Origin of the sequence: Burkholderia singularis (assembly GCF_900176645.1) — a bacterium.
Lineage (GTDB): Bacteria > Pseudomonadota > Gammaproteobacteria > Burkholderiales > Burkholderiaceae > Burkholderia > Burkholderia singularis.
Window position 1 is genome coordinate 63,780 of the sequence record NZ_FXAN01000039.1, and the last position, 23,895, is coordinate 87,674.

23 protein-coding genes are annotated in these 23,895 nt (G+C 65.4%); 7 read left to right on the forward strand and 16 right to left on the reverse strand.

The window, feature by feature from the left end; all coding sequences use genetic code 11:
• Positions 1-197: 197 nt before the first annotated feature.
• From BSIN_RS06300 to mpl, 16 genes are all read right to left on the reverse strand, one after another.
• Entirely contained in the window at positions 198-1,277 is a 1,080-nt protein-coding gene (locus tag BSIN_RS06300; RefSeq protein ID WP_089339848.1) for an aldose 1-epimerase, read from the reverse strand.
• A 48-nt stretch (positions 1,278-1,325) separates the two neighbouring features.
• A complete protein-coding gene (locus tag BSIN_RS06305; protein WP_089339863.1) occupies positions 1,326-2,132 on the reverse strand; it encodes an SDR family NAD(P)-dependent oxidoreductase in 807 nt (268 codons plus the stop codon).
• 35 nt (positions 2,133-2,167) lie between these two features.
• Positions 2,168-3,172 carry an L-arabinose ABC transporter permease AraH gene (gene araH / locus BSIN_RS06310; protein WP_059515870.1) on the reverse strand — a complete coding sequence of 335 codons (1,005 nt, stop codon included), beginning with the start codon at positions 3,170-3,172 and terminating at the stop codon, positions 2,168-2,170.
• Positions 3,173-3,254: 82 nt separating this feature from the next.
• Positions 3,255-4,766: an L-arabinose ABC transporter ATP-binding protein AraG gene (gene araG / locus BSIN_RS06315; protein WP_089339865.1), complete on the reverse strand. Its 1,512-nt coding sequence runs from the start codon at positions 4,764-4,766 to the stop codon at positions 3,255-3,257.
• A gap of 100 nt (positions 4,767-4,866) precedes the next feature.
• Positions 4,867-5,862 (reverse strand): arabinose ABC transporter substrate-binding protein, encoded by a 996-nt coding sequence (locus BSIN_RS06320; protein ID WP_089339849.1) that lies wholly within the window; start codon positions 5,860-5,862, stop codon positions 4,867-4,869.
• Positions 5,863-5,987: 125 nt separating this feature from the next.
• Positions 5,988-6,767, reverse strand: a complete 780-nt coding sequence (locus BSIN_RS06325) for an SDR family oxidoreductase (RefSeq protein WP_173678639.1) — start codon at positions 6,765-6,767, stop codon at positions 5,988-5,990.
• Entirely contained in the window at positions 6,764-7,447 is a 684-nt protein-coding gene (locus BSIN_RS06330) for a 2-dehydro-3-deoxy-6-phosphogalactonate aldolase (protein ID WP_173678640.1), read from the reverse strand. Before BSIN_RS06330 ends, BSIN_RS06325 begins: the two co-directional genes overlap by 4 nt.
• 51 nt (positions 7,448-7,498) lie before the next feature.
• Positions 7,499-8,515 carry a 2-dehydro-3-deoxygalactonokinase gene (locus BSIN_RS06335; protein ID WP_089339851.1) on the reverse strand — a complete coding sequence of 339 codons (1,017 nt, stop codon included), beginning with the start codon at positions 8,513-8,515 and terminating at the stop codon, positions 7,499-7,501.
• A complete protein-coding gene (locus BSIN_RS06340) occupies positions 8,512-9,420 on the reverse strand; it encodes an IclR family transcriptional regulator (protein ID WP_059516104.1) in 909 nt (302 codons plus the stop codon). The genes BSIN_RS06335 and BSIN_RS06340 overlap by 4 nt, the downstream gene beginning before the upstream one ends.
• 262 nt (positions 9,421-9,682) lie before the next feature.
• Positions 9,683-10,081, reverse strand: coding sequence for an EF-hand domain-containing protein (locus BSIN_RS06345; protein ID WP_059515860.1), 399 nt, complete (start codon positions 10,079-10,081; stop codon positions 9,683-9,685).
• A gap of 87 nt (positions 10,082-10,168) precedes the next feature.
• Positions 10,169-11,818, reverse strand: a complete 1,650-nt coding sequence (locus tag BSIN_RS06350; protein ID WP_089339852.1) for a S10 family serine carboxypeptidase-like protein — start codon at positions 11,816-11,818, stop codon at positions 10,169-10,171.
• Between the two features lie 382 nt (positions 11,819-12,200).
• Positions 12,201-12,992 (reverse strand): monofunctional biosynthetic peptidoglycan transglycosylase, encoded by a 792-nt coding sequence (mtgA, locus tag BSIN_RS06355; protein WP_369828148.1) that lies wholly within the window; start codon positions 12,990-12,992, stop codon positions 12,201-12,203.
• A 20-nt stretch (positions 12,993-13,012) separates the two neighbouring features.
• The gene (gene aroE, locus BSIN_RS06360) at positions 13,013-13,885 is read right to left on the reverse strand and encodes a shikimate dehydrogenase (RefSeq protein ID WP_089339853.1); all 873 of its coding nucleotides are present in this window, start codon (positions 13,883-13,885) and stop codon (positions 13,013-13,015) included.
• A gap of 5 nt (positions 13,886-13,890) precedes the next feature.
• Positions 13,891-15,966 (reverse strand): ribonuclease catalytic domain-containing protein, encoded by a 2,076-nt coding sequence (locus BSIN_RS06365; RefSeq protein ID WP_089339854.1) that lies wholly within the window; start codon positions 15,964-15,966, stop codon positions 13,891-13,893.
• Between the two features lie 78 nt (positions 15,967-16,044).
• Complete coding sequence (locus BSIN_RS06370; RefSeq protein ID WP_069233768.1) at positions 16,045-16,644, reverse strand: YqiA/YcfP family alpha/beta fold hydrolase; 600 nt, start codon at positions 16,642-16,644, stop codon at positions 16,045-16,047.
• On the reverse strand, positions 16,641-18,038 hold the full coding sequence (mpl, locus tag BSIN_RS06375; protein WP_089339855.1) for a UDP-N-acetylmuramate:L-alanyl-gamma-D-glutamyl-meso-diaminopimelate ligase: 1,398 nt from the start codon (positions 18,036-18,038) through the stop codon (positions 16,641-16,643). Before mpl ends, BSIN_RS06370 begins: the two co-directional genes overlap by 4 nt.
• Positions 18,039-18,229: 191 nt before the next feature.
• Here mpl and BSIN_RS06380 point away from each other — a divergent pair, with 191 nt between their 5' ends.
• The 7 genes from BSIN_RS06380 to BSIN_RS06410 all read left to right on the forward strand — a co-directional run.
• A complete protein-coding gene (locus tag BSIN_RS06380; RefSeq protein WP_089339856.1) occupies positions 18,230-18,883 on the forward strand; it encodes a UDP-N-acetylmuramate--alanine ligase in 654 nt (217 codons plus the stop codon).
• Positions 18,880-19,446: a TlpA family protein disulfide reductase gene (locus tag BSIN_RS06385; protein WP_089339857.1), complete on the forward strand. Its 567-nt coding sequence runs from the start codon at positions 18,880-18,882 to the stop codon at positions 19,444-19,446. The genes BSIN_RS06380 and BSIN_RS06385 overlap by 4 nt, the downstream gene beginning before the upstream one ends.
• A gap of 194 nt (positions 19,447-19,640) precedes the next feature.
• Positions 19,641-20,093, forward strand: coding sequence for a type II 3-dehydroquinate dehydratase (gene aroQ, locus BSIN_RS06390; protein WP_089339858.1), 453 nt, complete (start codon positions 19,641-19,643; stop codon positions 20,091-20,093).
• A 68-nt stretch (positions 20,094-20,161) separates the two neighbouring features.
• Positions 20,162-20,632 carry an acetyl-CoA carboxylase biotin carboxyl carrier protein gene (gene accB, locus BSIN_RS06395; RefSeq protein ID WP_059515841.1) on the forward strand — a complete coding sequence of 157 codons (471 nt, stop codon included), beginning with the start codon at positions 20,162-20,164 and terminating at the stop codon, positions 20,630-20,632.
• Positions 20,633-20,725: 93 nt separating this feature from the next.
• Entirely contained in the window at positions 20,726-22,099 is a 1,374-nt protein-coding gene (gene accC, locus BSIN_RS06400; protein ID WP_059515840.1) for an acetyl-CoA carboxylase biotin carboxylase subunit, read from the forward strand.
• Positions 22,096-22,998 (forward strand): 50S ribosomal protein L11 methyltransferase, encoded by a 903-nt coding sequence (gene prmA, locus BSIN_RS06405; protein WP_059515838.1) that lies wholly within the window; start codon positions 22,096-22,098, stop codon positions 22,996-22,998. The genes accC and prmA overlap by 4 nt, the downstream gene beginning before the upstream one ends.
• A gap of 47 nt (positions 22,999-23,045) precedes the next feature.
• Positions 23,046-23,895, forward strand: an 850-nt coding sequence (locus tag BSIN_RS06410) for an MJ0042-type zinc finger domain-containing protein (RefSeq protein ID WP_173678641.1), incomplete at its 3' end; no start/stop codon positions are given.

Below are 23,895 nucleotides of genomic sequence, written 5' to 3' on the forward strand. Positions count from 1 at the left end.
AATCCGGTACGGCCGCGCTTCGCGGTCGCCGCAATTCGCCACGGTTCGATGCGGCCCGATCCTGCCCACGCCTGCCGCCCGCGCCTGCCGCCCGCCGCGCCGCTGCCCGCCAGCCCAGCCGGCTCGCCCAAGCCTCGCGCCATCCGAGTCGGGCCGCCCGGCGGCGAGCGGCGCATGCCGCACACCGCCGATGCGCGTCAGCCGAATGCCCGCGCGGCCGCCTCGCGCGCAACGGGCGCGGCGCGCGCATCGGTGCGCGCGACGGTAAAGCGAAAGCGGCGCGTGAGCCGCTCGCCAGGCGCAAGCAACGTCATCCCGTGCGCGGCGCCGCCGCCCGGCAGATTCACCGCATCGATCGGATGATCGACGGGTTCGAAACAGAAGAACGCCTGACCGGGCGGCGTGTAAAGCACATAGCAATCGGCGTCGGCCGCCACCGTCAGCGCGAGGCGGCGTAACGGCCAGGCGATCGTCGCGCCGCCGCCCCAGCCGGTAAATGCGTGATTGACGAGCGTGTCCGGCAGCGGATACGCAATGCCGAAACGCCACGCGGCCGGCGCGCCGATATGCCGCGACGGCAGCCAATCCGGCGTCGACAGCCACAGCCCGCTCGCGGCGGCCGCAATCTCGGTGGCCGCGTCGCGGACGATGAACGGATGCAAGCCGAGCCCGAACGGCAGGCGCATCGGCCCGGCATTCTCGACCGTGAGCGCGATCGTCAGCGTCGCGCCGTCGAGCGCATAGATTTGCGTTGCGCGCAGCGCATACGGTTCGCCGTCGCTGAGATCGAGCGACAGCCGCAATTGCCGCGGTGTCGCGTCATCGAGCTGCCAGCGCGCGAGCCAGCCGTCGCCGTGAATCGGCAGCGGTTCGGTGTCACGATTACGCGGCACGCGCACGAGCCGCCCGTCGCACCGGAAGCGCCCTGCGCCTATCCGGTTCGAGTAAGGCAGCAACGGATAGCAGGCAAGCTCGTTCGGATCGGTGCGCGGCCCAGGCGCTTCGCAGCGGCGAAAGATTGGCGTGAGCACGCCGTCGTCGCGCCAGTCGAAGCGCGTGATGCCGCCGCCCAGATGCGGCGCGACGTCGAGCCTCAGCTTGTCGTTGGTCAGCGTCGCAATGGTCGCGTCGGCCGTGCCCAGGCCGGCGCCTCGCGCGACCTGCGACGTCTGCGGCCCCGCGCTCACCTGATGCGAGACGGCCGCGCGTCGCGCGCGGCGCGTCTGCCTGATCTGCATTGCATCGTCAACCGATGGCCGAATGTGCGTCGACGCCATGATTCGATTCTCCTGCTTCATCCCGGGCCGCGCTCCCGGACGCAAACGTCATGCCCAGCCGCCGTCGACGACGATGTCCTGCGCGGTGATCATCCGGCTATCGTCGGCGGCAAGAAAGAGCGCCATTCTGGCGAGATCGTCGGGCAGCAGCTCGGCGTCCAGACACTGCCCCGCCTTGATCGCCGCGCGCCCCGCATCGTCGAGCCAAAGCCGGCGCTGCTTGTCGGTCATCACCCAGCCCGGCACCAGCGTATTGACGCGAATGCCGAATGGTCCAAGTTCGCGGGCGAGCCCGCGTGTCAAACCCTGCACCGCCGCCTTCGCAATCGCGTAGACCGGATAGCCGCCGTTCTTCAGCATCCAGCCGATCGAACCCAGATTGACAATCGAGCCGCCCCCTGCGCGCTTCATGTCGTCGATCACCGCCTGCGCGGCAAAGAACTGATGACGCAGATTCACCGCGATGCCAGCGTCGAACGACTCGGGCGTGACGGCGTCGATCGCATGGCGCGCGTCATTCGCCGCATTGTTGATGAGCGTCGTGATCGGGCCGATGCGCGCGCGGACCGTGTCGATCGCATCACGCAGCGCGCCGATGTCGGTGACGTCGCATGCGACGAACACCGGCGCGTGCGCGGCATGCGCAAGCCGGGCGGCGAGCGCGTGGCCCGCTTGCGCATCGAGATCGACGAACGCGACGCGCGCACGCTGCCGCACGAACTGCTCGACGAACGACGCACCGATTCCGGTCGCGCCGCCCGTGATCAGCACGGTGCGCTGCGCGAGGCTCGGATAGCTCGCGTCGCGCCGATGGCCCGCGTCGTGTGCTTCGGGTTCCGAACGGTCGACATTCATTTCGTCATCCTTGTCGTCATGATGTGCCGCGGCGCTCAATCGCGCGCGCCGCGATTCTTCAACTGGTCGAGCAGCACAGCCGTCAGCAGAATCGCGCCGCGCACGAGATACTGGTAGAACGCATCGATATCGAGCAGGTTCATCACGTTTTCGACCGTGCCCATGATCAGCACGCCGATCACGACGCCGGAGATCGTCGCGCGCCCGCCCGCGAGCGACACGCCGCCCAGCACGCACGCGGAGATCACGTTCAGCTCGAAGCCCTGCGCGGCGTTGGGCTGGCCGGACGTGATCCGCGACGCGAGAATCACGCCGGCGAGCGCCGTCACCGCGCCCTGAATCAGGAAGATATAGACGCGCGTGCGCTCGACGTTGATTCCCGCGAGCCGCGACGCTTCCGGATTGCCGCCGATCGCGAGCGTGTTGCGCCCATAGACGGTCTGGTTGAGCAACACGCCGAACACGACGAAGCACACGAGCGTCACCCAGATCGGCAACGAAATCCCGGCGAACGTGAGCCCGCCGAGCGCGATGAACGTCTCCGACGATACCCCGACCGCCTGCCCTTTCGACACGATGAAACCCAGCCCGCGGACGATCTCCATCGTCGCGAGCGTCGTGATCAGCGCGTTGATCCGCAAATACGCGATCACCGCGCCGTTGACGAAGCCGATTGCCGCGCCCGCGACCACGGCCGCGGCAATCGCGACGAACGTATTGTTGGTCGCGTTGAGCACGATCGCGCACAGCACGCCCGAGAACGCGACCGTCGAGCCGATCGACAAATCGAAATCGCGCGACGCGAGGCAAAACATCATCGTGCAGGCGACCATGCCGATCTGCGAGATCGACAGCGCAAGGCCGAGCATGTTGTCGATCGAGAAGAAGTGATCGACCGTCAGCGACATCACGACGAACATCGCCGCGAAGATCGCAACAAGGCTGTACTCGGCGATCTGCTGACGCCAGCGCTGTTGCTCGCCGGCGCGCGCGATGCTCGCGGGCGGCGCGGCTTGTGGAAGATTCTCTCTGATTTGCATGTGGTTTGCTCCTCTGCAGGCGGCAGTTTCGCCGCCGTTGTCTACCTTCGGCTCACCGGGCTGCGCATCGCGGTGTTTCCCGTCATGCCGCGCGCGCCGCGCCGCCCTGCGGCAACGCAAGATTGAGCACTGCCTCTTCGGTGGCGCTCGCGCGCGCCAGCTCGCCCGCGATGCGCCCTTCGCGCATCACGACGATCCGGTCCGACACGCCGAGCACCTCCGGCAATTCCGACGACACCATCACGATCGCGCAGCCGCGCTGCGCAAGCGCGTAGATCACGCCGTAGATCTCGTGCTTCGCGCCGACGTCGATGCCGCGCGTCGGCTCGTCGAGAATCACGACCTTCAGATCCGGCTCGGCAAGCCAGCGCGCGAGAATCGCCTTTTGTTGATTGCCGCCCGACAAAAAGCGGATCTTCTGCCGGCGGTTAGGGGTCTTGATCTTCAGCATGTCGATGAAACGCTCGGCGGTTTCGGCCTCGCGCTTGCGATCGAGAAACAGGCCCGCGCGCAGCGTATGCCGCCGGCAACTGATATTGATGTTCTCGGCAACCGACGCCTGCGCAACGATCCCCTCCTCCTTGCGATCCTCCGGGCACAGCACGATCCCGTGGCGGATCGCGTCGCGCGTCGAGCGAATGTCGAGCGGCTTGCCGTCGAGCGCGAGCGTGCCGCCCGTTTTGCGATCCGCGCCGTAGATCACGCGCATCAGCTCGCTGCGCCCCGCGCCGACGAGCCCGAAAAAGCCGACGATCTCGCCCGCGCGCACGTCGAAGTCCGCGCCCGCGCTCAGCGCGCCGCCCGCAAGCGCATTCACCGACAAGCGCACGTCACCGAGCGCGCGCGGCGCATAGTGATAGATGTCGCTGATCTCGCGGCCCACCATTTGCCGCACGAGCGTCTCGCGCGGCACGTCGGCGAGCGACGCATGCGAGGCCACCTGCCGGCCGTCGCGAAAGATCGTGCAGGCGTCGCAGAGCCGGTAGATCTCGTCCATCCGGTGGGAGATATAGATGAGCGCGCGGCCGTCGCGGCGCAGATCGTCGACGAGTTTGAACAGCACCTCGGTCTCGCGGTGCGACAGCGAGCTGGTTGGCTCGTCGAGCGCGATCACGCGCGCGTTGCGCAGCAGCGCCTTGCAGATCTCGACCATCTGGCGCGCGCCGATCGACAGCTGCCGCAGCTTCGCGTTCGGATCGAGATCGACGCCCATCGCCGCGAGCCGCTCGCGCACGAAACGTAGCGCATCGCGCTTCTTGACCCAGCCGAGCGTTTGCGGCAACCGGCCAAGCAGCAGGTTCTCCGCGACCGTCAGATCGGGCACGTACTGCAATTCCTGATGAATCACCGCGATGCCCGCCGCGATCGACGCCGCCGCGCTCGAAAAGCGCATCGCGCGGCCATCGACCAGCACGCTGCCCGAATCCGGCTGATATTCGCCGCCGAGAATCTTGAGCAGCGTCGATTTGCCCGCGCCGTTCTCGCCCATCAAACCATGCACCTGCCCCGCGCGCACGTCGAACGAGATACCGTCGAGCGCGCGCACGCCGGGAAAGACCTTGCCAATATTGTCGAAACGCAGTACCGCTGCCACGTCGCCTCCGTCTGCCGCCATCCAATCAATCGGATTGCCCCGTGCATTGCCGCCGCGCCGAGCCGCGCGCGACGGCAATGCTCACCGCGCCGCGCGGCGCTTACTTCGCGGCAAGCCCCATCGTCTCGCGCACCTGGCCGACGTTGTCGCGCGTCGCGAGCATGCCGGTCGTGAGCGTGAGCAGCGGCGGCGCCTTGCCTTGCGTAATCCACGCGTACATCAGCTCCGACGTCTCCTCGCCATGCCGCTTCGGGCTGATGATCACGGTGCCGAAAAAGCCCGTCGGCTGCGGCTTCTTGAATTCGTTCAACGCCGAATCCGAGCCGCCGATGCCGATGCCGATCATGTCGGCCGCCTTGAAGCCGCGCCCTTCGGCCGCGCGCACCGCGCCGAGCACCGCTTCGTCGTTCAGACCGTATGCGACCCAATGCTTGAACTGCGGATGCTTGGTGAGCGCGATGTTCGCCGCGTTGAATGCGTTCTCGGTATCGGTTTTCGCCTGCGGCGCGGCAATCACGTTCGCCTTCGGAAAGCCCGCCGCGACGAGCGCGTCGGTCGCGCCCGCCGTGCGATCGTGCGCGGTCGGCAATTGCTCATACGTGATGTCGATCGCGCCGACGTCGTTGACGTTCCAGCCGCGCTTCTTGATCTCGGCCGCGATGCCGTTGCCGACCTGCTTGCCGATGTCGTAAGCGGAAATGCCCATGTGCGGCACCGATTCGATCGGCTTGCCGCCGCCGTCAACGAGACGATCGTCCACGGTCATCATCTTCAGATTGTGCGACTTCGCTTTCGCGACGATGCCCGGCCCGAGCTTCACGTCGGGCGTGCAAATGACGAAGCCTTGCGCTTTCTGCGCGGCGAGATTGTCGATCGCGCTCATCACCTTTTCGCCGGAAGGCGCGCCGATCTTCACGAGCGTAAAGCCCTTGTTTTTCGCGGCAAGCTCGGCGAATTTCCACTCATCCTGAAACCACGGCTCTTCCGGTTGCTTGACGAGAAAGCCGATCTTCACCGGGTCCGCCGCGTGCACCGGTGCGCCTGCTGCCGCGGCCATCGCGGCCGCCGCCAACGTGATGAACATTCTGCGTTTCATGTTGCTTGTCTCCTGATTGTCTCCGTCGACGGAGTGCCGGCTGCTTCATTGTCCCGACGCGGCGCGTGCAGCCGTCGCGCGCCGCGTTCGCGCACCGTCCGCCGGAGCGGACGTGCGCGAGCGAATCAGTCGTGATACAGCGTCGCTCGGCCGCCGTCGATCGTGATGCAAGTCGCGTTGATGAACGGCGCCTCGTCCGAAGCGAGGAATACCGCGGTCATCGCGACTTCGTCGGGGCGGCCGATCCGCTTCATCGGCGAAAGCGCAAGCGTTTGCTGCCGCGCCATCGCCGGATCGGGTTGCGCGTCCCACCAATCGCGCGTCGCCTGCGTTTCGATGTAGCCCGGCGCGATCGCGTTCACGCGCACGTTGCGCGCCGCATACTCGATGCCGAGCGCGCGCGTGAGACCCAACACGCCATGTTTGGCGACCGGGTACGGAAAGCATCCCGGGATGATCTTGAACGCATGCGTCGACGCGATATTGACAATGCTGCCGCGCCCGCGCTCGACCATGCCCGGCAGCGCCGCGCGGCAGCCGTTCCATACGCCGTCGAGATCGACCGAAAGGCAGCGGCGCCACGCGTCGTCCGCAAGCGTGAGCGGATCGTCGAACACGTTGATGCCGGCATTGTTGACGAGCACGTCGAGCGGGCCGAACAGCCGCTGCGCATCGGCGCACGCAGCCGTTATCGACTCTGCCTGCGTCACGTCGGTCTGCACCGCCAGCACGCGCGCGCCGGCAACGTCGCATTCGATCTCGCCGGCCGTCTCGCGAGCAAGCGCGACATCGAGTTCCGCCAGCACCACCGCAGCGCCTTCTCGCGCAAACGCATGAGCGATCGCCGCGCCGATGCCGCGCCCCGCGCCCGTCACGAGCGCGACCTTGCCCGCGAGCCTATTCACCGCGCCGCTCCGTTGCGCGCGATCTGCCATCCATTGACGAACGCCTGCGCGCGCGTCGCGGTAACAGCGCTCGGCTGCCCCGGCGCATACAGCGCCGAGCCGATTCCGAAGCCGCTTGCACCGGCCGCGAGATACGCGCCCATGTTGTCGGGCGCGACTCCCCCGACCGGCACGATCGGCACCCGTGCATCGATCACCGCCCGCCATGCCTTGAGCGTCACCGGCCCGAGCTGTTCGGCGGGAAACATCTTCAATACGTCGGCGCCGCTTGCGAGCGCGGCGAACGCTTCGGTCGGCGTCGCGACGCCGGGCGCGCACGCGATATCGAGCGCTTTCGCACGGCGCACGACCTGCGCATCCGCATGCGGCATCACGATCAGGTTGCCGCCCGCGCGCGCGACTTCATCGACATACTCGGCGCGCAGCACGGTGCCCGCGCCGACGATCGCATCAGCGGGCAGCGCTGCGCGCAAGACGGCGATGCTGTCGAACGGATCGGGCGAATTGAGCGGCACCTCGACGATTCGAAAGCCGGCGTCGTAAAGTGCCGCGCCATGCGCGGCCACCTCGGCTGGTGTGATGCCGCGCAGGATCGCCACCAGCGGACATTCGGCAAGCGCGCGCATCAGGCCGCGATGCGGCTCGTATGGCGCGGGAAAGCGATATTTTTCAGCATCCATCTGCGACATTTCCTCCAGCGGTCCAGTCCATCGGCTCGCGTGCGGCTTGGCTTATGACGGCCGGCGAAGCCGCGCGGCCGCCATGCCGACCAGTCCGGCCCGCGTCGCAATGCACCACAGGCCGCGCTCGGCCGCCTGCTCGACGGCGCGCGCGCCGTCGCAATCGAATGCCGCGAGCGCGCGCAGATAGCGTTCGCACAACGCGCTCGCGCCGACGATACGCGGCGCGAGCGACGCCAGCGACGCGCCCTGCTTCGCGAGCAGCACGTCGAGCGCGCTCAGTTCGTGACCGATCAGCAGTCCGGACAGATAATCGCCTTGCGCGCGCGGCGTAAGCCGGCCGGTCAATCCAAGCGTGCGCGTGCTGAACAATGTCGCGAGCAAACCCTCGTCGCGCCTGCCGCGGGCGGTGCGCACGCCGCGACCGAACGCGTCCCAATCGGCGCCGTCCGACGGCTGCATCGTGCGGCCGAGAATCGTGTGCTCGCGCAATGCCGCGTACAGCTCGCCCGTCATATAAGTGCGGAACCACTCGATCCGGCCGTCGCACACCCACGCCCATTTCGCATGCGTGCCGGGTAGGCCGATCAACGCGCCTGGGCGAGCGAGCGCGAGCGACGGCTCGGCGGCGAGCGCGCCGACGATCTGCGTCTCCTCGCCGCGCATCACGTCCGGCAGATCGCCCGGCGACAGTGCGCCCGGCACGATCGCAAGCGTTGCGCCGCGCACGGTCTTCACGCGCACGAGACCCGCTGCGAATCCGTCGGCGGCGGCCGGCACCGGCACATACGGCGCCTCGCGCCATCCCTGCGCACTGCCAACCATCCCGGATGCGAGCGCCGGCACATCCGGCTTGCGATCGAGCCATGCGCCGCACGCACGCTCGAACGCCTCATCGAACACCTGCGGCGCCCGTGTTCCGTCTGCGCCTCCCGGCAGGCTCATCACGCCCGCCGCGTCGGTTCGCGTATCGAGCACGGAGCCGTCAACGGCGAACAGATACGCGCGCAGCGACGTGGTCCCCCAATCGAGCCCGATCAGCGCGGGCGTATCCCAGGCCGCCGTCATCGCTTGATCCGGCGCGTGGCTTGCGGCGCGCTCCAGCCGAGATCGGCCGAAATCGCACGCGCGGTCCGATGCACGAGCGGCACCAGCTCGTTCATCCGGTCAAGCGACATATAAGGAATCGTGCTCGCGACCGACAGGCCGGCGACGATCGCCCCCGACGCGTCGCGCACGGGTGCCGCGACGCAACGAATCGACGTTTCGTTCTCCTCGAGATCGAACGTGTAGCCGCCCGCCGCGTAATGGGCCATACGTTGCAGGAACGTGCCAACGTCGGGCCGACGGTCGGGCTTGAAATTCACGCCCGACAGAGCGCGCTTTGCCGCTTCGAACAGCGTGCGCCACATGTCGGGATCAAGATCGAGCATCAGCGCCTTGCCTATGCCGGTCGACGCGAGCGGCATCCGATGACCGATCCGCGAGCGCATCTCGAGGCCGCGCGTGCCGGGAATTTTGTCGATGTAGAGCACGTCGTCGCCGTCGCGCACCCCCAGATGAATCGTGTCGAGCGTCGCTTGAGCGAGCGCGTCGAGATGCGGGCGGGCGACCGCCGTAAGCGGCATCTGTTCGAGCGCGATCGTGCCGAGCTCGATCAGTTTCGGGCCGAGCAAATAGCCGCCCTGCACCTGGCGCAGATAACGCGCCTGCGCGAGGCTGCTCACGAGCCGGTGCGTCGTACTGCGGGTCGTGCCGAGCGCGGCGGCGATCGCACGCATGTCGCGCGCGCCGCCGGCCACCGCTTCTAGAATCGCCAGCCCGCGCAGCAGCGTCTGCGTGCCCGCCTGCTGAGCGGCGAGATCGAGCGGCGTGCCGGTTGCGCCGATGCTGTCCGCAAGTGCGGCATCGGGCGTCGCGCAATGCGCATCGGGCGTGTCGTTCAGGGCAAGCGTCATGGGCAATTTGTTCATGATGCGATCAACTCCGGCAAACCGGATGGGCAAGCCCTCGGTCTCGCGAAGGCCACGCATCCGCCGAAGCATGTCGATGTGCTTCGGATTGTAGGGGGGGCAGTCGTGATATCCAATATTTGAGTGTTTGTCTCATATATTGGGAGATTCGTACGCCGTTGCATAACGGGGCGCGGATGAAAAAACGGGCCGAGCCGGTTGTCCGGCCAAGCCCGCTTGCCTATTGCCAGCTTCGCGCGCGTCGCGCAGTCGCTAGATGTGCTTATTGTCGCGTCGCGCTTTGCGACTGGAGATAGCGTTGCACGTCGGAAAACGACACGCGCCCCGTCCGGTTCACGTCGATCTGCTTGAAGTTCTTCGCGACATAGCCAAGGCCCGCAGCCTTCGCCTGCGCTTCAGTCAAACCTGCATTGCCGGCATCGGCCGCCGCGAACTGGCGCTGCAGCTTGCGCACGACCTGCGCGTGCAGTTCGTCGCCGGTGGTTTGCGTGCCGGCCGTCGGCTTGCGGGCGGCGGGCGGCACGTATGGATCGCCCAATTGTGCCTGCCCGTGGCGGGCCGGTTGCGTGTCACTTGCCGCTTGCTGGGCAAAAGCGGTTTGCGTCAGCGCGAAGCCCGCGGCGGCAAGCACCGTCCAGGCGACTAGCGATTGGATGTTCATATCAGCTCCGATCAGAAATGGGGTCGTCGTGGTCCGCCGCGCACGGCGCTCGAGCGCGCCTGCGCGACGGACATGGGCCAGCCGGCATCATCGAGCAGCCGGCGCCGCGTTATAGAACGTCACCAGATCGCCCTTTTCCTGCGGCCGCGACGTATCGTCCAGATAGACCATATGGCCGCCCTGATAATCTTTGATCGTCAGATTGGGCTGCGAGCCGAGACGGGCAAGATCGAGTTCCGTCTGATAAAACGGCGTCGCGATATCGTGGTAACCGTTCAACGACAGGATCTTCAAAGAAGGATTGAGCGTAAGCGCCGCAGCCAAATCCGGAATCGTGTCGGGCATCGACAGGCCGTCGTGGCTCCAATCCCACGTATTGATCGCGTTGCTGTCCACCGAATAGGACGTTTGCGCCGAATACTTCAGTTCGTTCGGCAAATAGGCGCCGATCGTGTCGGTGAACGGCTTCGTGATGAAAGTGCTCGACGGATCGCCTTCGGCCGCGAGCGGGCTGTTGATCGGCGCGTTCACGCGCGCATCGTAGCGGCCGATCAGCGTGCCCGGGATCAACGCAATCTGATAGCTATTGTCGTAATAGGTCGGCAGCAGGTTGAAATCCTTGTTCCACAACGCCCTCCGCGCGCCAGTCGCATTCGACATCTGCGTCACCAGCGTCGGCCCAGGCGGCGTGTGATTCGCGAGATACGCATTGACGGCCGGCGAATAGGTGCCCGCCGTGAGCAAGCGCATCTGGTCCGCGTACTGCACGATGTCGGAAGGATTCGGATTGTCGAGCTTGTAATAGGCACCAATCTCGCCGTAGCTCGGTACAAAGCCGGCACAACTGATCGACGTCGTGCCCTGCATCGATTGGCTGTTGCTGCCGCTGTTGTTGACGGTGCCGTTGTTCGTGCTCGCCATGTCGCAGTTGCTGTTGTAGTTCAGGATCGACGATTGCAGCACGATCCCGGCAAGATTCACGCCGGCGGTCTCGAGCAGATTCGCGAGCACGTCGGTGCGCGGCGTGCCGTATGATTCGCCGAACAGATATTTCGGCGAATCGCCGCGCTTGTTCGCGGCCAGATAGCGGACCACGAAATCGCGGAATAGGCCGGCGTCCTGGTCGACACCCCAGAACGTTTGGTTCGTGTTCGGCGCGATCGCCTCCGAATAGCCGGTGCCGACTGCGTCGACATAGACGAGATCAGTCGTGTCGAGCAGGGTTTCCTGGTTTTCGACGAACGGGAACGACGCGTTGTTGGCGTTCGGATCGCCGGTGACGATGCGCTTCGGCCCGAACGAGCCGAGGTGCAGCCACACGGTCGACGAGCCGGGGCCGCCGTTGTAGAAGAACGTGACGGGGCGCTTGCTGGCGCTCTGATTGTCGGCGGTATACGCGACGTAGAAGACCGACGCCTCGGCAGCGCCCGTCTGCGGATTGCGCGCGATCAGATGGCCTGCGGTCGCGGTATAGCTGATCGTCTTGCCGTTGACCGTGATTTGATGATGCGTGACCGCGGCACGCTCGAGCGCCGCCGACGCCGGCAGCGACGCGCCGGGCTCGGAAGAATAACGGTTGGGATCTTGATATGGCTGGTCGACGCTGGTGGCGTTTGTCGATGCGTCCGCGCTCGCGGCGATTTTCGCACCCGGCCCGGCATCGTCTCCATTACACGCTGCAAGCAACAGCGTGGAGAACGTCGCGGCTAATAGCAGCTTCGCTTGACGTGCTGGCATAGTCGTTTTCCTTCTCTCTCAGTTTTTTTGTCGAGCAGCCGGATAGGCGCCCCCTACCTTGTTACATCGGCTCGATAAGCCAAGGTGACGGCCAATATACTCGACAACTTTCGATTTGGAAAACGGCCAAATCTTCGAAATAAATTAGGTTTACTTAATTCTTTCAATTTTATTTGTCATTCTGACAAACCATGCGCCAAACCGGCTTTTATGCCGCGTTTTATCAACGAAACCGCATTGAAAAGAAGCAATCGCGTTGCCGATTCGATATCCGATCGGCAGCGCGCAGGTAAATTAATCAGCTAAGCGAAATAAATAAAGGATTACCCGTATTCACGGCATGCCGGCGCCGAAAGCTTGAGACGGCAAGCCGCCGAGCCTGTCAGGGCGATGCGGGCAACTCCGCCGCGCCCATCCGCCGCATGATTACGCCGGTGCGCTGCGCGAGATAAGGCGAGCTGCGATGCGTATCGAAATATTTAGGATTCGGCAGCATGACCGCGAGGCGCGCCGCCTGCCACGCCGAGAGCCGGCTCGCCGGCAGCCGATAGTAGTACTGTGCAGCCGCCTGCGCTCCATAGACCCCTCGGCCGAACTCGACCGAGTTCAAATAGATCTCGAAGATGCGCTCCTTGTCGAGCAGCGTCTCGAGCATCCAAGTGATGATGAGTTCCTGCCCCTTGCGGATATAGCTTTTTTCTCTCGACAGGAACAGGTTGCGCGCGAGCTGCTGCGAGATCGTCGAGCCGCCCGACACGATCCGGCCGCGCGCCCGGTTCTTCTCCCAGGCTTGCAGGATGGCGTCAATTTCGTAGCCCGAATTGTTCGCAAAATCCGCATCTTCGGATGCGATCACCGCGCGCTTCAGATTGCGCGAGATGCGCTCGTATGGCACCCATTGATGCCGGATCGACGCAACCGGCTGCTCGGCCGACAGACGCCAAGCGTCCGCGCGCATAAAGGCGCTCGATCCGGGATCGAGCGCCGCCCAGATCGCGATCTGCACAAAATAATAGAGTTGGGTCGCACACCATGCGCCACCGAGCACGCCACCCGCATACGCAAACCAGCGCGCCAGGCCATTCTTGCGCGCACGGCCTGCTCCATATGCCGCCGGCATGGCCTCCTGCACCGGCGAGGCAGACGAAACAGGCGAAACGGCGTCGTTGCGCATCGGCGTGCCGCTTCGCACACTCAATGCGACGCTGGCGCCGCCAGCGCAGCGCGCAATGCGGCAAGCACGGGGGAGCTATCGGGCCGCACGCCGCGCCACACCAGGAACGATTCCGCCGCCTGCTCGACGAGCATCCCCAGCCCATCCGCCACACGCGCACCGAGCGTGCGCGCGTGCTCCATGAAGACGGTCGGCCGCGCGCCGTACATCATGTCGTAAGCGAGCGTCGCCGGTCCGAACGCGGCGGCGTCGCATTCGGGCAATGCCGCATCGAGGCTGCCCGCTGTCGCATTGACGATCACGTCATAAGGCTCGCGCTCCACCTGCTCGGGGCCGCCGCCCGCAAGCAGGCAGCCCGCGTCGCGCGCCGCCGCTGCGAACTGGTCGACGAGCCCTTGCGCCTTGTTCGCCGTTCGATTGACGATCGTCAGCACGGCCGGCCCGCGCTCGAGCATCGGCAGCACGACACCGCGCGCCGCGCCTCCAGCGCCGAGCAGCAAGATCCGCGCGCCCGCGAGGCTCACGCCGAGATTGGACTCGATATCGCGCGTCAAGCCGGCGCCGTCGGTGTTGTCGCCGAACACGCCGGTTTCGTCGAAGCGCAGCGTGTTCACCGCGCCCGCTGCCATGGCACGCGGCGACAGCGTATCGGCAAGCGCATGCGCATCGAGCTTGAACGGCACTGTGACGTTTAACCCGCGGCCGCCCTGCGCGGCAAATTCACGCACGGTCGTCACGAAGCCGTCGAGCGGTGCGAGCAGGTGCGTGTATTCGATCGCCTCGCCGGTCTGCTCGGCAAAGCGCGCGTGAATGAACGGCGATTTGCTGTGGGCGATCGGATTGCCGATCACCGCATAACGGTCGTGCGCGCGCTCGCCGCCTCCGGCAATCATTGCGCTCACGGCGCAGGCTCCGCACCGCCGGCCGACGCGCCGCCGTCGCCCGCCTCGCTGCCCGCCTCGGCAAGCGCTTGCGTGTCGCTTTCGGCGGATTCTCCGGCTGCGTCGAGCAGCGCATCGCCGGCCGCTTCGGTATCGTCGTCATCGTCGGCAGGCTCGCCACTCGATACCGTCGGCGCGTCGAGCACGCTCACGAGCCGTACCGACGCCTCGACCGTCAGCTCGTCGATCGACATCACGTCGAGCAGCACGCGCGTGCCGCGCGCATGCACGCCGAGCGCAGGCACGTGCAGCAGCAGCGGCACTTCGTCCAGCCGCACGAGATCGCCCTTCACGACGGTCGCGCTTACCTGCTTGCGGCCTTCCTGCCTGATCCAGCGCAAACACCAGAAATACTCCATCCGGCGCTGATGATCGGCATAGGCGGCATACGTATCGTCAAACCCCTGCACGACCGCGTACAGATCCGCGTCCTTCGGCTTGAACGGCGCAGCAAGCTTCGCCGTCACGCCGTGCTGCACGCACGCGAGCAGTTGCCATTGGTTGACGAGGTCGACATAGCGGCGCAGCGGCGACGTGCTCCATGCGTATTGCGGCACGCCGAGCCCTTCGTGAGGCGCGGCGCTCGTCTGCATCCGCGTGCGCTTGGGCCCGCTCGGCATGCCGAACGCGCGCTGCGTGCGATAGATTCCCGGCACGCTATGATCGTGCAGGAACGCGCCCCACGTCGAATTGGCCAGGATCGCGAGTTCGGACACGATCAGATCGAGCGGCGAACCGCGCCGGCGCGGCGTGATCGTCACATGCTCGCCTTCGACGTAGAAATTGAAATCGGTGTTGCGCTGCACCTCGCGCTTCAATCCGTAGCCTGCGCGCGCGACCTGACGCTTTTCGAAGAGCGCCTGCGCGAGCGGCCAGAGCACCGCGATATCGTCCTTGTGCGGATAGTCGCCCGTGCCGGCCGCCAGCGACTCTTCGGTCACCAGTTCGTCGAGCGTGTTGTGCCGCAGGTTGCTCTTCACATACACCAACTCGGCGCGCGTTTCGTTCGCGACGATCTCCTGCGTGTCGCGGTTCACGATGATGTAGAGCGACAACGCCGGGCGATAGTCGCCCTCTTTCAGCGTGAAGATGTCAACGACGTCGTCCGGCAGCATCGTGATCTTGTCGCCGGGCATGTAGACGGTCGACAGCCGCGCGCGCGCGATCGCGTCGATCGGGTCGCCGCGCGTAATGCCGAGCGCGGGCGCCGCGATATGCACGCCGATCCGCACGCGGGCGTCCGCCAAATGCTCGACCGAGAACGCGTCATCGATCTCGGTGGTCGTGATGTCGTCGATCGAGAACGCGCTGACGTCCGCGCGCGGCAGATCGTCCGGCAGCTTGCCGACGGACACGCTCGGAAAGCCCGTGCCATGCGGAAAGTACTCGGCAAGAAAACGCGCCTCATGCAGCGCTCGCGCCGACGCAATCCCGCCGCAATCGAGCATCAGCCGCGCGGGCGACACGCCACACGCGGCGGCGGCCGCCTCGAGCGCCTTGTATTCGATCGAATTCTTGTCCGGCTTCGTCAGCAGATTCAGCGCGCGGCCGACGAACGCGTCGGGCAGCCGCCCCGCCTTCAGCTCTTCCTCATAGCCGGCTTGCACGAGCGCCTGCTGACGCTTGCGCTCGAGCGCGGCAAGCGCCATCTGGAGCTGCTCTTGCGGCGCGCGCTGATACTGGCCCCGCCCCTTGCGGCGAAAATAAACGGGCGAGCCATGCAGGCGCAGTACAAGCGCGGCACGTTCGACAGGACCATAATCCGCGCCGAAATATTCGTCAGCCAGCGCCGAGTACGCGAATTCGTCAGCAGGCGCGCACTCCCACAGAAAATCCGGGTCGATCTGCTGCGCTGCCTCGTCCGCCTGCTGCATCAGTTCGCCTGCGGCGGGCTTGTCGAATTCGATCAGCACATCCTTCGCGCGTACCTTCGCGCGCCGGCCGCCCGGCAATTCGACCTGAAACGCGTCGCCCTGCCGGGACAGCACGCTGCCGGCCTTGAAACTGCCCGATTCCTCGAAGAAAACGTTCACTCAATACTCTCGTCTTTCGTTCAGACTGTCGTGCGCCGCGCTCCGGCCGGAAGCGGCGCCATGTGTGGTGCCGTCGGTTTAGAACGCCGGCCTCGTATCCGGCGCTGCTTGTCCGGCATCGCAAAACGCAAGAACGTCGTCGATATAGTCGGCAAATTCGCTGATGCCATGGTCACTGCCTTCGATGACGCGAGTCCGTGCACCGGGATAGCGCGCCAGCATCTCGCGGTAATCGAGCACCTCGTCGCCCGTCGCCGCGAATAGATAGTAGCGCTGCGGCCGCGTGATCGTCGGCACGTGCAACGCATTCAGCTCATCCAGATGATGCGGCTCGACAACGATCGTACCGCCCCCGTGCCAAAGCGGCTGCTCGCCGAGATAGCGCTGCAAGTCGCGCTGCGGCTGCGTCGCAGGATTCAGCAGTACCGCGCGCCAGCCGTGCTTCTGCGCAAGCCAGGTCGCGTAGTAGCCACCGAGCGAACTGCCGATCACGGTCACTTCGTGCGCCGGCACGCCCGCGGCCTGCGCCTCGGCAACCGCAACCGCATCGAGCGGTGCGACCGGCAGCGCCGGGCAGCGCCACTCACCCGAGCGGCCGAGTTCGGCAAGCCGCGCGGCCAGCGCGCGCGCCTTGAACGACTGCGGCGACGAACGAAAGCCGTGCAGATAGAGAATCACGCGCCGCTCCGGCTGCGCGCGCCGAGCGCATCCAGTAGCTTCTGATGAACGCCGCCGAAGCCGCCGTTGCTCATCACGAGCACGTGATCGCCCGGCCGCGCCGCGCGCGTCACCGCATTCACGAGCACATGCAGATCGTCGAACGCGCGCGCCTTGTCACCAAGCGGCGCAAGCGTATCCGCAAGATGCCAGCCGAGCGCGTCGCGGCCCGTGGATGCGCCATAGCCGAACACGAGATCGGCGTCGGCAAGACTCGCCGGCAGCTGCGCCTTCATCACGCCGAGTTTCATGGTGTTCGAGCGTGGCTCGAGCACGGCGAGGATGCGGGCATTTTCCCGACCGATACGCGCACGAAGGCCGGCGATCGTGGTTTCGATCGCGGTCGGATGATGCGCGAAGTCGTCATAGACCGTCACGCCGTCGACGCTGCCGCGCACCTCCATCCGGCGTTTCACGTTACGGAACGTGGCGAGCGCGGCGGCGGCACGCAGCGGCGGCACGCCGACATGGCGCGCCGCCGCGATCGCAGCGAGCGCATTCATCCGATTGTGCTCGCCCTGCACCTGCCACTCGACGACGCCAACCCGCTCGCTACGCGAATAGACGGCAAAACGCTCGTCGACAGGCACGCCGTCATCCGCGGGCAACGCCTGCCAGCCGCCGTCGACGCCGAAGCGCTCGACCTCGCTCCAGCAGCCGCGCGCCAACACCCGCTCGAGCGCGTCGTCGCGGCCATTCGTCACCAGCCTGCCAATGCTCGGCACAGTACGGATCAAATGATGGAATTGTGTCTCGATCGCGGCAAGATCAGGGAAAATGTCGGCATGATCGAACTCGAGATTGTTGAGAATCGCGGTACGCGGCCGGTAATGGACGAATTTCGAGCGCTTGTCGAAGAAAGCGGTATCGTACTCGTCGGCTTCGATCACGAAGAAAGTCGAATCGGTAAGCCGCGCGGATACGCCGAAATTCAACGGCACACCGCCAATCAGAAAGCCCGGATTCAGGCCCGCGTCTTCGAGAAGCCACGCGAGCATCGAACTCGTCGTTGTCTTACCGTGCGTGCCGGCGACAGCGAGCACCCACTTACCGGCGAGCACGTGCTCGCCGAGCCATTGCGGCCCCGACACATAAGGCAACCCGCGATCGAGAATCGCTTCCATCAGCGGATTGCCACGCGATACGACATTGCCGACCACGAACAGATCGGGCTTCAGATCGACCTGCTCGGCGCCATAACCTTCGATCAACTGAATGCCCTGCGCTTCGAGCTGCGTGCTCATCGGCGGGTAGACACCCGCGTCGCACCCAGTCACCGTATGGCCCGCCGCGCGGGCGAGCACGGCAAGACCGCCCATGAAAGTGCCGCAGATGCCAAGAATGTGGATATGCATAGAGCTTTTTGCGCCGCATGGGCGTCGAATCGAACCGGGAGGCCGGCCGCGACGTGCGCCGATTGCCGGGACTACGCGCATGAGCGCTCGCTCGCGCCGCCGCCCAAAGCGCACTATTGTAACTGACGTCTCCGGCGGCTCCGCCAAGGCACGGCAGCCGCATCGCGCCGTTCTAGTATGATTGTCGAATTATGTCTCGCAAAACCCTACTCGATCCGCAACGCGTGCGCGACGAAATTGCGCTCGCGGCGGCACGCCTGATTGCCGAAGACGGGCTCGATTACGCTGGCGCAAAACGCAAGGCCGCCCGGCAGGTATTGGGCGGCGACAGCCGAATAGCCGGAGAATGGCTGCCGGATAACGACCGGATCGAAGAAGAACTGCACGAGTATCTGGCTCTGTTCCAGGCTGACACCCAGCCCGTCGAACTGAGGCGGCTGCGCGCCATCGCGCTTGCGTGGATGGAGCGGCTCGCCCCGTTCAACCCATACATCGCCGGTGCGGTGCTGAACGGCACCGCTAATGTGCATTCCGATATTTATTTGCAGATCTTTTGCGACAATCAGAAAGATGTCGCCATTTATCTGCTGAATCAGAACGTTCAATATGACGTTTCCGAAACCCGCCATTTCGCGGGACGCGGCGACGTCGAAACGCTCAGCTTCCTGTGGCGCGGAGCGCGCGGCGAAGCACCCGTCGGCATTCATTTGACCCTCTATACGAGCAACGACCTGCGCGGCGCCCTGAAGGCGGATGCCCGCGGCCGGCTTGCCCGGGCCGATGCGGCGGCCTTGCGCGCCCTGCTCGACGCCGCGCCCCTCTCACCGACCGACCCCAATCGATGACGAACAGCAAAAGGATTTTCGCGGCCGTCGCGGTTGCCGCCATCGCGACCGCCGGCGGCTTGGCCGCCGGCCATTGGTGGCGCGGCAGCGCGGGCAATGAAGACGCCCAGGCGGCCGCGCCGGCTGCAAGCGCGGCGCCCAGCGCTCCCGTCGACGCACTATGGGCTGCGTCTTTCCCCGGCGTCGACGACAAATCGCATGCGCTCGCCGCCTATAAGGGCAAGAATACTGTCGTCAATTTCTGGGCATCCTGGTGCGGCCCATGCGTCGCAGAAATGCCCGAACTCGTCAGCCTGGCCCATGAATACGCGAAAAAAGATATTCATTTCATCGGAATAGGCGTCGATTCGGAGCAGAATGTGAAAAACTTCCTGAAGAAAGTGCCGGTCGACTATCCGATCTTCGTCAGCGGCTATGCGGGCGCAGATCTAGCCCGAAATTTTGGCAATACCGCGGGGGCGTTACCGTTTACAGTCGTGATCGACGCCAGCGGCAAGATCCGTATGACGAAGCTGGGTCAAATTCACACGGACGAACTCAAACGCCTCCTCGACACGCTCTGATCAGTCGAACTGATTCTCGGCGCATTATGAACAATTTCTAGCAGATTGAAGCAAAATTGCCCGACGTTAGCCGATTCTGAGCCTATTGGCAGGCCACCGTCGGCGCGCCGGCGCCGTCAGCCATTCGGCGAAACTAGACAAATTTCTCTAATTGGCGATAAAGTTCGCGCAATTGCGCAGAAAAAGAAGCGACCATGACTCGGTTGCTGGTGCTCCACGGCCCTAATCTCAACCTTCTCGGCACCCGGGAACCGGATGTGTACGGCCGCGTCACGCTCGAGCAGATCGATCAAGCGCTGGCTGCGCGCGCGCAACAGGCGGGCGCAGCCCTCGAGTCGTTTCAAAGCAATCATGAGGGTGCGCTGGTTGATCGCATCCAGGCTGCAAGAACCGACGGCACCGCGTTCATTCTGATCAATCCCGCTGCGTATACACATACGAGCGTCGCGATTCGGGATGCGCTCGCGGGGGTCGGCATCCCGTTTGTCGAGATTCATCTGTCGAACGTGCACCGGCGCGAACCGTTCCGGCATCACTCTTATTTTTCCGATCAGGCCGAAGGCGTAATTTGCGGCCTTGGCTGGAAAGGCTATCTGTACGCACTCGAATACGCGCTCGACAAGCTGCAACAGGCCGCGCGCGGCTGAGATTTACAAGAACTCGATTCAGCGCCGGTTCCGAACCGGCGTTTCACGTATTGAAAGGGGAATTCCCGATGGACCTTCGTAAGCTGAAAACTTTGATCGACCTCGTCTCCGAATCCGGCATCTCCGAGCTGGAAGTCACCGAAGGCGAAGGCAAGGTTCGCATCGTCAAGAACGCGCCGCCGGTCTACGTCCAGCAATCGGGCGGCTTTGCGCCGCAGGTGAGCGCCCCAGCCCCCGCCGTCGCGGTGCAGCCCGAAAGCGCAAGCGCGCCGGCCGCCGCTGCGGTTGCGCCGGCCGCGCCGCAAGGCCACGTCGTCACATCGCCGATGGTCGGCACGTTCTACCGCGCGCCGTCACCGGGCGCCGATCCGTTCGTCCAGGTCGGCGACACGGTCAAGGAAGGCCAGACGCTTTGCATCATCGAAGCAATGAAGCTGCTGAACGAAATCGAATCGGACAAAGCCGGCGTCATCAAGGAAATCCTTGCCGAGAACGGCCAGGCCGTCGAATACGGCCAACCGCTTTTCGTGATCGGCTAACGTCTGCCCGCGCGGCGCGCGCGTCGAGAGCGCCGCCGCCCTGCTCCTCAAGGCACGCGCAGCGCGTGCCCATCGAAGAGACGAATACTCGCTATGTTTGAAAAAATCCTCATTGCCAATCGCGGGGAAATCGCGTTGCGCATCCAGCGCGCGTGCCGCGAGCTCGGCGTCAAGACGGTGGTCGTCTATTCCGAGGCCGACAAGGAAGCCAAGTATGTGAGGCTCGCCGACGAAGCGGTCTGCATTGGGCCGGCCCCGTCGAACCTCAGCTATCTGAACATGCCGGCCCTCATCAGCGCGGCCGAAGTGACGGACGCCGAAGCGATTCACCCCGGCTACGGCTTCCTGTCGGAAAATGCCGATTTCGCCGAGCGCGTCGAGCAATCGGGCTTCACGTTCATCGGCCCGCGCCCGGACACGATCCGGATGATGGGCGACAAGGTCACCGCGAAGCAGACGATGATCAAGACCGGCGTGCCGTGCGTGCCGGGCTCGGACGGCGCACTGCCGGACGATCCGAAGGAGATCGTGAAGATCGCGCGCTCGATCGGCTATCCGGTGATCATCAAGGCGGCGGGCGGCGGCGGCGGGCGCGGGATGCGCGTCGTCCACACCGAGGCGGCGCTCGTCAACGCGGTCAACATGACGCGCGAGGAAGCGGGCCGCGCGTTCGGCAATCCGCAGGTCTATATGGAGAAGTTCCTCGAAAACCCGCGCCACATCGAGATTCAAGTGCTGTCGGACTCGCACCGCAACGCGCTGTGGCTGGGCGAGCGCGACTGCTCGATGCAGCGCCGCCACCAGAAGGTGATCGAGGAAGCCCCCGCGCCCGGCATCCCGCGCCGCCTGATCGACCGGATCGGTGACCGCTGCGCGGACGCGTGCAAGAAGATGGGTTACCTCGGCGCGGGCACGTTCGAATTCCTGTACGAAAACAACGAGTTCTACTTCATCGAGATGAACACGCGCGTGCAGGTCGAGCATCCGGTGACGGAGCTGATCACGGGCGTCGATATCGTGCAGGAACAGATCAAGATCGCGGCCGGCGAAAAGCTGTCGATCCGCCAGCGCGACATCCAGTTCCGCGGCCACGCGATCGAATGCCGGATCAACGCCGAGGACCCGTTCAAATTCACGCCGTCGCCAGGCCGGATCACGTCGTGGCATACGCCGGGCGGCCCCGGCATCCGCGTCGATTCGCACGTATACAACGGCTATTTCGTGCCGCCCAATTACGATTCGATGATCGGCAAGCTGATCGCCTACGGCGCGACGCGCGAGCAGGCGATCAACCGGATGCGGATCGCGCTGTCGGAAATGGTGGTCGAAGGCATCCAGACCAACATCCCGCTGCATCGCGAATTGATGCTCGACTCGAAGTTCGTCGAAGGCGGCACCAGCATCCATTATCTCGAGCACCGGCTCGCGCAGCGGCAGCAGCACGCGCCGGAAGAAGCGGCGTCATGAGTTACCGGGAACTCGTCGTCGAGCTGCCGCGCGAGCACGCGGAAGCGTTGTCCGACGCGCTCGTCGAGCTGGGAGCGCTGTCGGCGTCCGTCGAGGACGCCGACGCCGATACGCCGGACGAACAGCCGCTCTTCGGCGAGCCGGGCCTCGCGCCGGAGCACACCGCGTGGCAGCGTTCGCGCGTAGTCGCGCTCGTCGACGCGACGCACGACCCCGCCGTGCTGCTTGCCGCCGCCGCGAACGAAATCGGCCTCGCCAAGACGCCGCGCTTCGACGTGCGCGACGTCGAGGATCAGGATTGGGTACGGCTGACGCAATCGCAATTCGATCCGATCCATATCGGCGAACGAATCTGGGTCGTGCCGTCTTGGCATGATGCGCCGGACCCCGAAGCGCTCGTACTCGAACTCGATCCCGGCCTGGCATTCGGCACGGGCAGCCACCCGACGACGCGCCTTTGCATGGAGTGGCTCGAACAGACGGTGCAACCGGGACAGTCGGTCCTCGATTACGGCTGCGGCTCCGGCATCCTCGCGATTCTCGCGAAGAAATGCGGCGCGGGCAGCGTGACCGGCATCGACATCGACCCTCAAGCTGTCGAAGCCGCGCGCCAGAACAGCGCGCGCAACCGCGCCGAAGTCGTCTATGGCCTGCCCGACGCTTGCCCCGACAGTGAATTCGATATCGTCGTCGCGAATATCCTGTCGAATCCGCTGAAGCTGATGGCGTCGATGCTCGCGTCGAAAGTGAAGCCGGGCGGACGGCTCGCGCTGTCTGGCGTGCTCGCGCGGCAAGCGGACGAAGTCGCGAGCGCCTATGCGCGCTATCTCGACATCGCCGTCTGGCGCGAACACGAAGGTTGGGTCTGTCTCGCCGGAACGCGGCGCGAAAGCCATTAGAATAGGCGCAGTCCAACCTTAACGGTTTAGCTGGCGGCCCGGCTAACATGAACTCACCTCGTTCGTCGTCCTCCGAAGAAGACAGTCAGCGCGCTTGGGGCGGCCAGACGCCAGCGCACGCGCGCCTCGCGGCGCGCTGCCCTCATTGCGAAACCGTCTTCCGGCTGCAGCGCGAACAACTCGCGCTGCGCGGCGGGCTGGTGCGTTGCGGGCATTGCCAGCAAGTGTTCGACGCGACCTGCTCGCTCGTGTCCGACGAACCGGCCGTGGCCGCCGCGCTGGCGGCCGAAGCCGTGCGCGGCGCGGCGCCCGCCAAGCCGCCTCGCCTCTTTGCCGCCACGTCGTCCGGGCACGTACCGCTCGGAGCCGGTCATCGCGACTTCACGCCGCACGCGTGGGACATGCGTGCACCCTGGCTCGACGGCAACGTCGAACCAGAGTTGCAAGTAACGAGCGCGGGCATCGGCGCGGCGGCAAACCGCGTGGTTGCACAAGGGGAAGCCGCGTGCGGGGCGATCGGCTCGGCGGCACGCGGTGCGACGGCAAACGGTCCGGCCCCGGCCATTCAGGACGCGCCGCCCGGCGCGGCCATCGCCAATCGCGCGTCCGAAGCCGCAAGCGGCTTGGCAATCGGCGATCCGGCGACCAGCGACATTGCGGGCGCAAACGCTCCGCCGACAGACCGCGTTGAATCGAACCGCTCGGCATCGAGCCTCTGCGCGACGAACGGTTCTGCTTCGAACGGCCAGGCAATGGGTAGCGGCGAGACGGCCAATCACGCCACCGTCAACGAAACTGCGCCGGCATCGCCCGACTGCCGCGCGGGCGACAGCACATCCGCCGACGCGCGCGAGCCGTCCCGCCCCCTCGCCTCCACCGCCGCTTTGCACACCGCAC

Bases quoted from the DNA above. Each gene is read 5' to 3' on its own strand.
- aroQ (WP_089339858.1), top strand. From the start codon at position 19,641: ATGACTCGGTTGCTGGTGCTCCACGGCCCTAATCTCAACCTTCTCGGC.
- accB (WP_059515841.1), top strand. From the start codon at position 20,162: ATGGACCTTCGTAAGCTGAAAACTTTGATCGACCTCGTCTCCGAATCC.
- mtgA (WP_369828148.1), bottom strand. From the start codon at position 12,992: ATGCGCAACGACGCCGTTTCGCCTGTTTCGTCTGCCTCGCCGGTGCAG.
- BSIN_RS06340 (WP_059516104.1), bottom strand. From the start codon at position 9,420: ATGAACAAATTGCCCATGACGCTTGCCCTGAACGACACGCCCGATGCG.
- BSIN_RS06385 (WP_089339857.1), top strand. From the start codon at position 18,880: ATGACGAACAGCAAAAGGATTTTCGCGGCCGTCGCGGTTGCCGCCATC.
- araH (WP_059515870.1), bottom strand. From the start codon at position 3,172: ATGCAAATCAGAGAGAATCTTCCACAAGCCGCGCCGCCCGCGAGCATC.
- aroE (WP_089339853.1), bottom strand. From the start codon at position 13,885: ATGATTGCCGGAGGCGGCGAGCGCGCGCACGACCGTTATGCGGTGATC.
- BSIN_RS06320 (WP_089339849.1), bottom strand. From the start codon at position 5,862: ATGAAACGCAGAATGTTCATCACGTTGGCGGCGGCCGCGATGGCCGCG.
- BSIN_RS06300 (WP_089339848.1), bottom strand. From the start codon at position 1,277: ATGGCGTCGACGCACATTCGGCCATCGGTTGACGATGCAATGCAGATC.
- prmA (WP_059515838.1), top strand. From the start codon at position 22,096: ATGAGTTACCGGGAACTCGTCGTCGAGCTGCCGCGCGAGCACGCGGAA.
- BSIN_RS06305 (WP_089339863.1), bottom strand. From the start codon at position 2,132: ATGAATGTCGACCGTTCGGAACCCGAAGCACACGACGCGGGCCATCGG.
- BSIN_RS06335 (WP_089339851.1), bottom strand. From the start codon at position 8,515: ATGACGGCGGCCTGGGATACGCCCGCGCTGATCGGGCTCGATTGGGGG.
- accC (WP_059515840.1), top strand. From the start codon at position 20,726: ATGTTTGAAAAAATCCTCATTGCCAATCGCGGGGAAATCGCGTTGCGC.
- BSIN_RS06380 (WP_089339856.1), top strand. From the start codon at position 18,230: ATGTCTCGCAAAACCCTACTCGATCCGCAACGCGTGCGCGACGAAATT.
- mpl (WP_089339855.1), bottom strand. From the start codon at position 18,038: ATGCATATCCACATTCTTGGCATCTGCGGCACTTTCATGGGCGGTCTT.
- BSIN_RS06345 (WP_059515860.1), bottom strand. From the start codon at position 10,081: ATGAACATCCAATCGCTAGTCGCCTGGACGGTGCTTGCCGCCGCGGGC.
- BSIN_RS06330 (WP_173678640.1), bottom strand. From the start codon at position 7,447: ATGGATGCTGAAAAATATCGCTTTCCCGCGCCATACGAGCCGCATCGC.
- BSIN_RS06350 (WP_089339852.1), bottom strand. From the start codon at position 11,818: ATGCCAGCACGTCAAGCGAAGCTGCTATTAGCCGCGACGTTCTCCACG.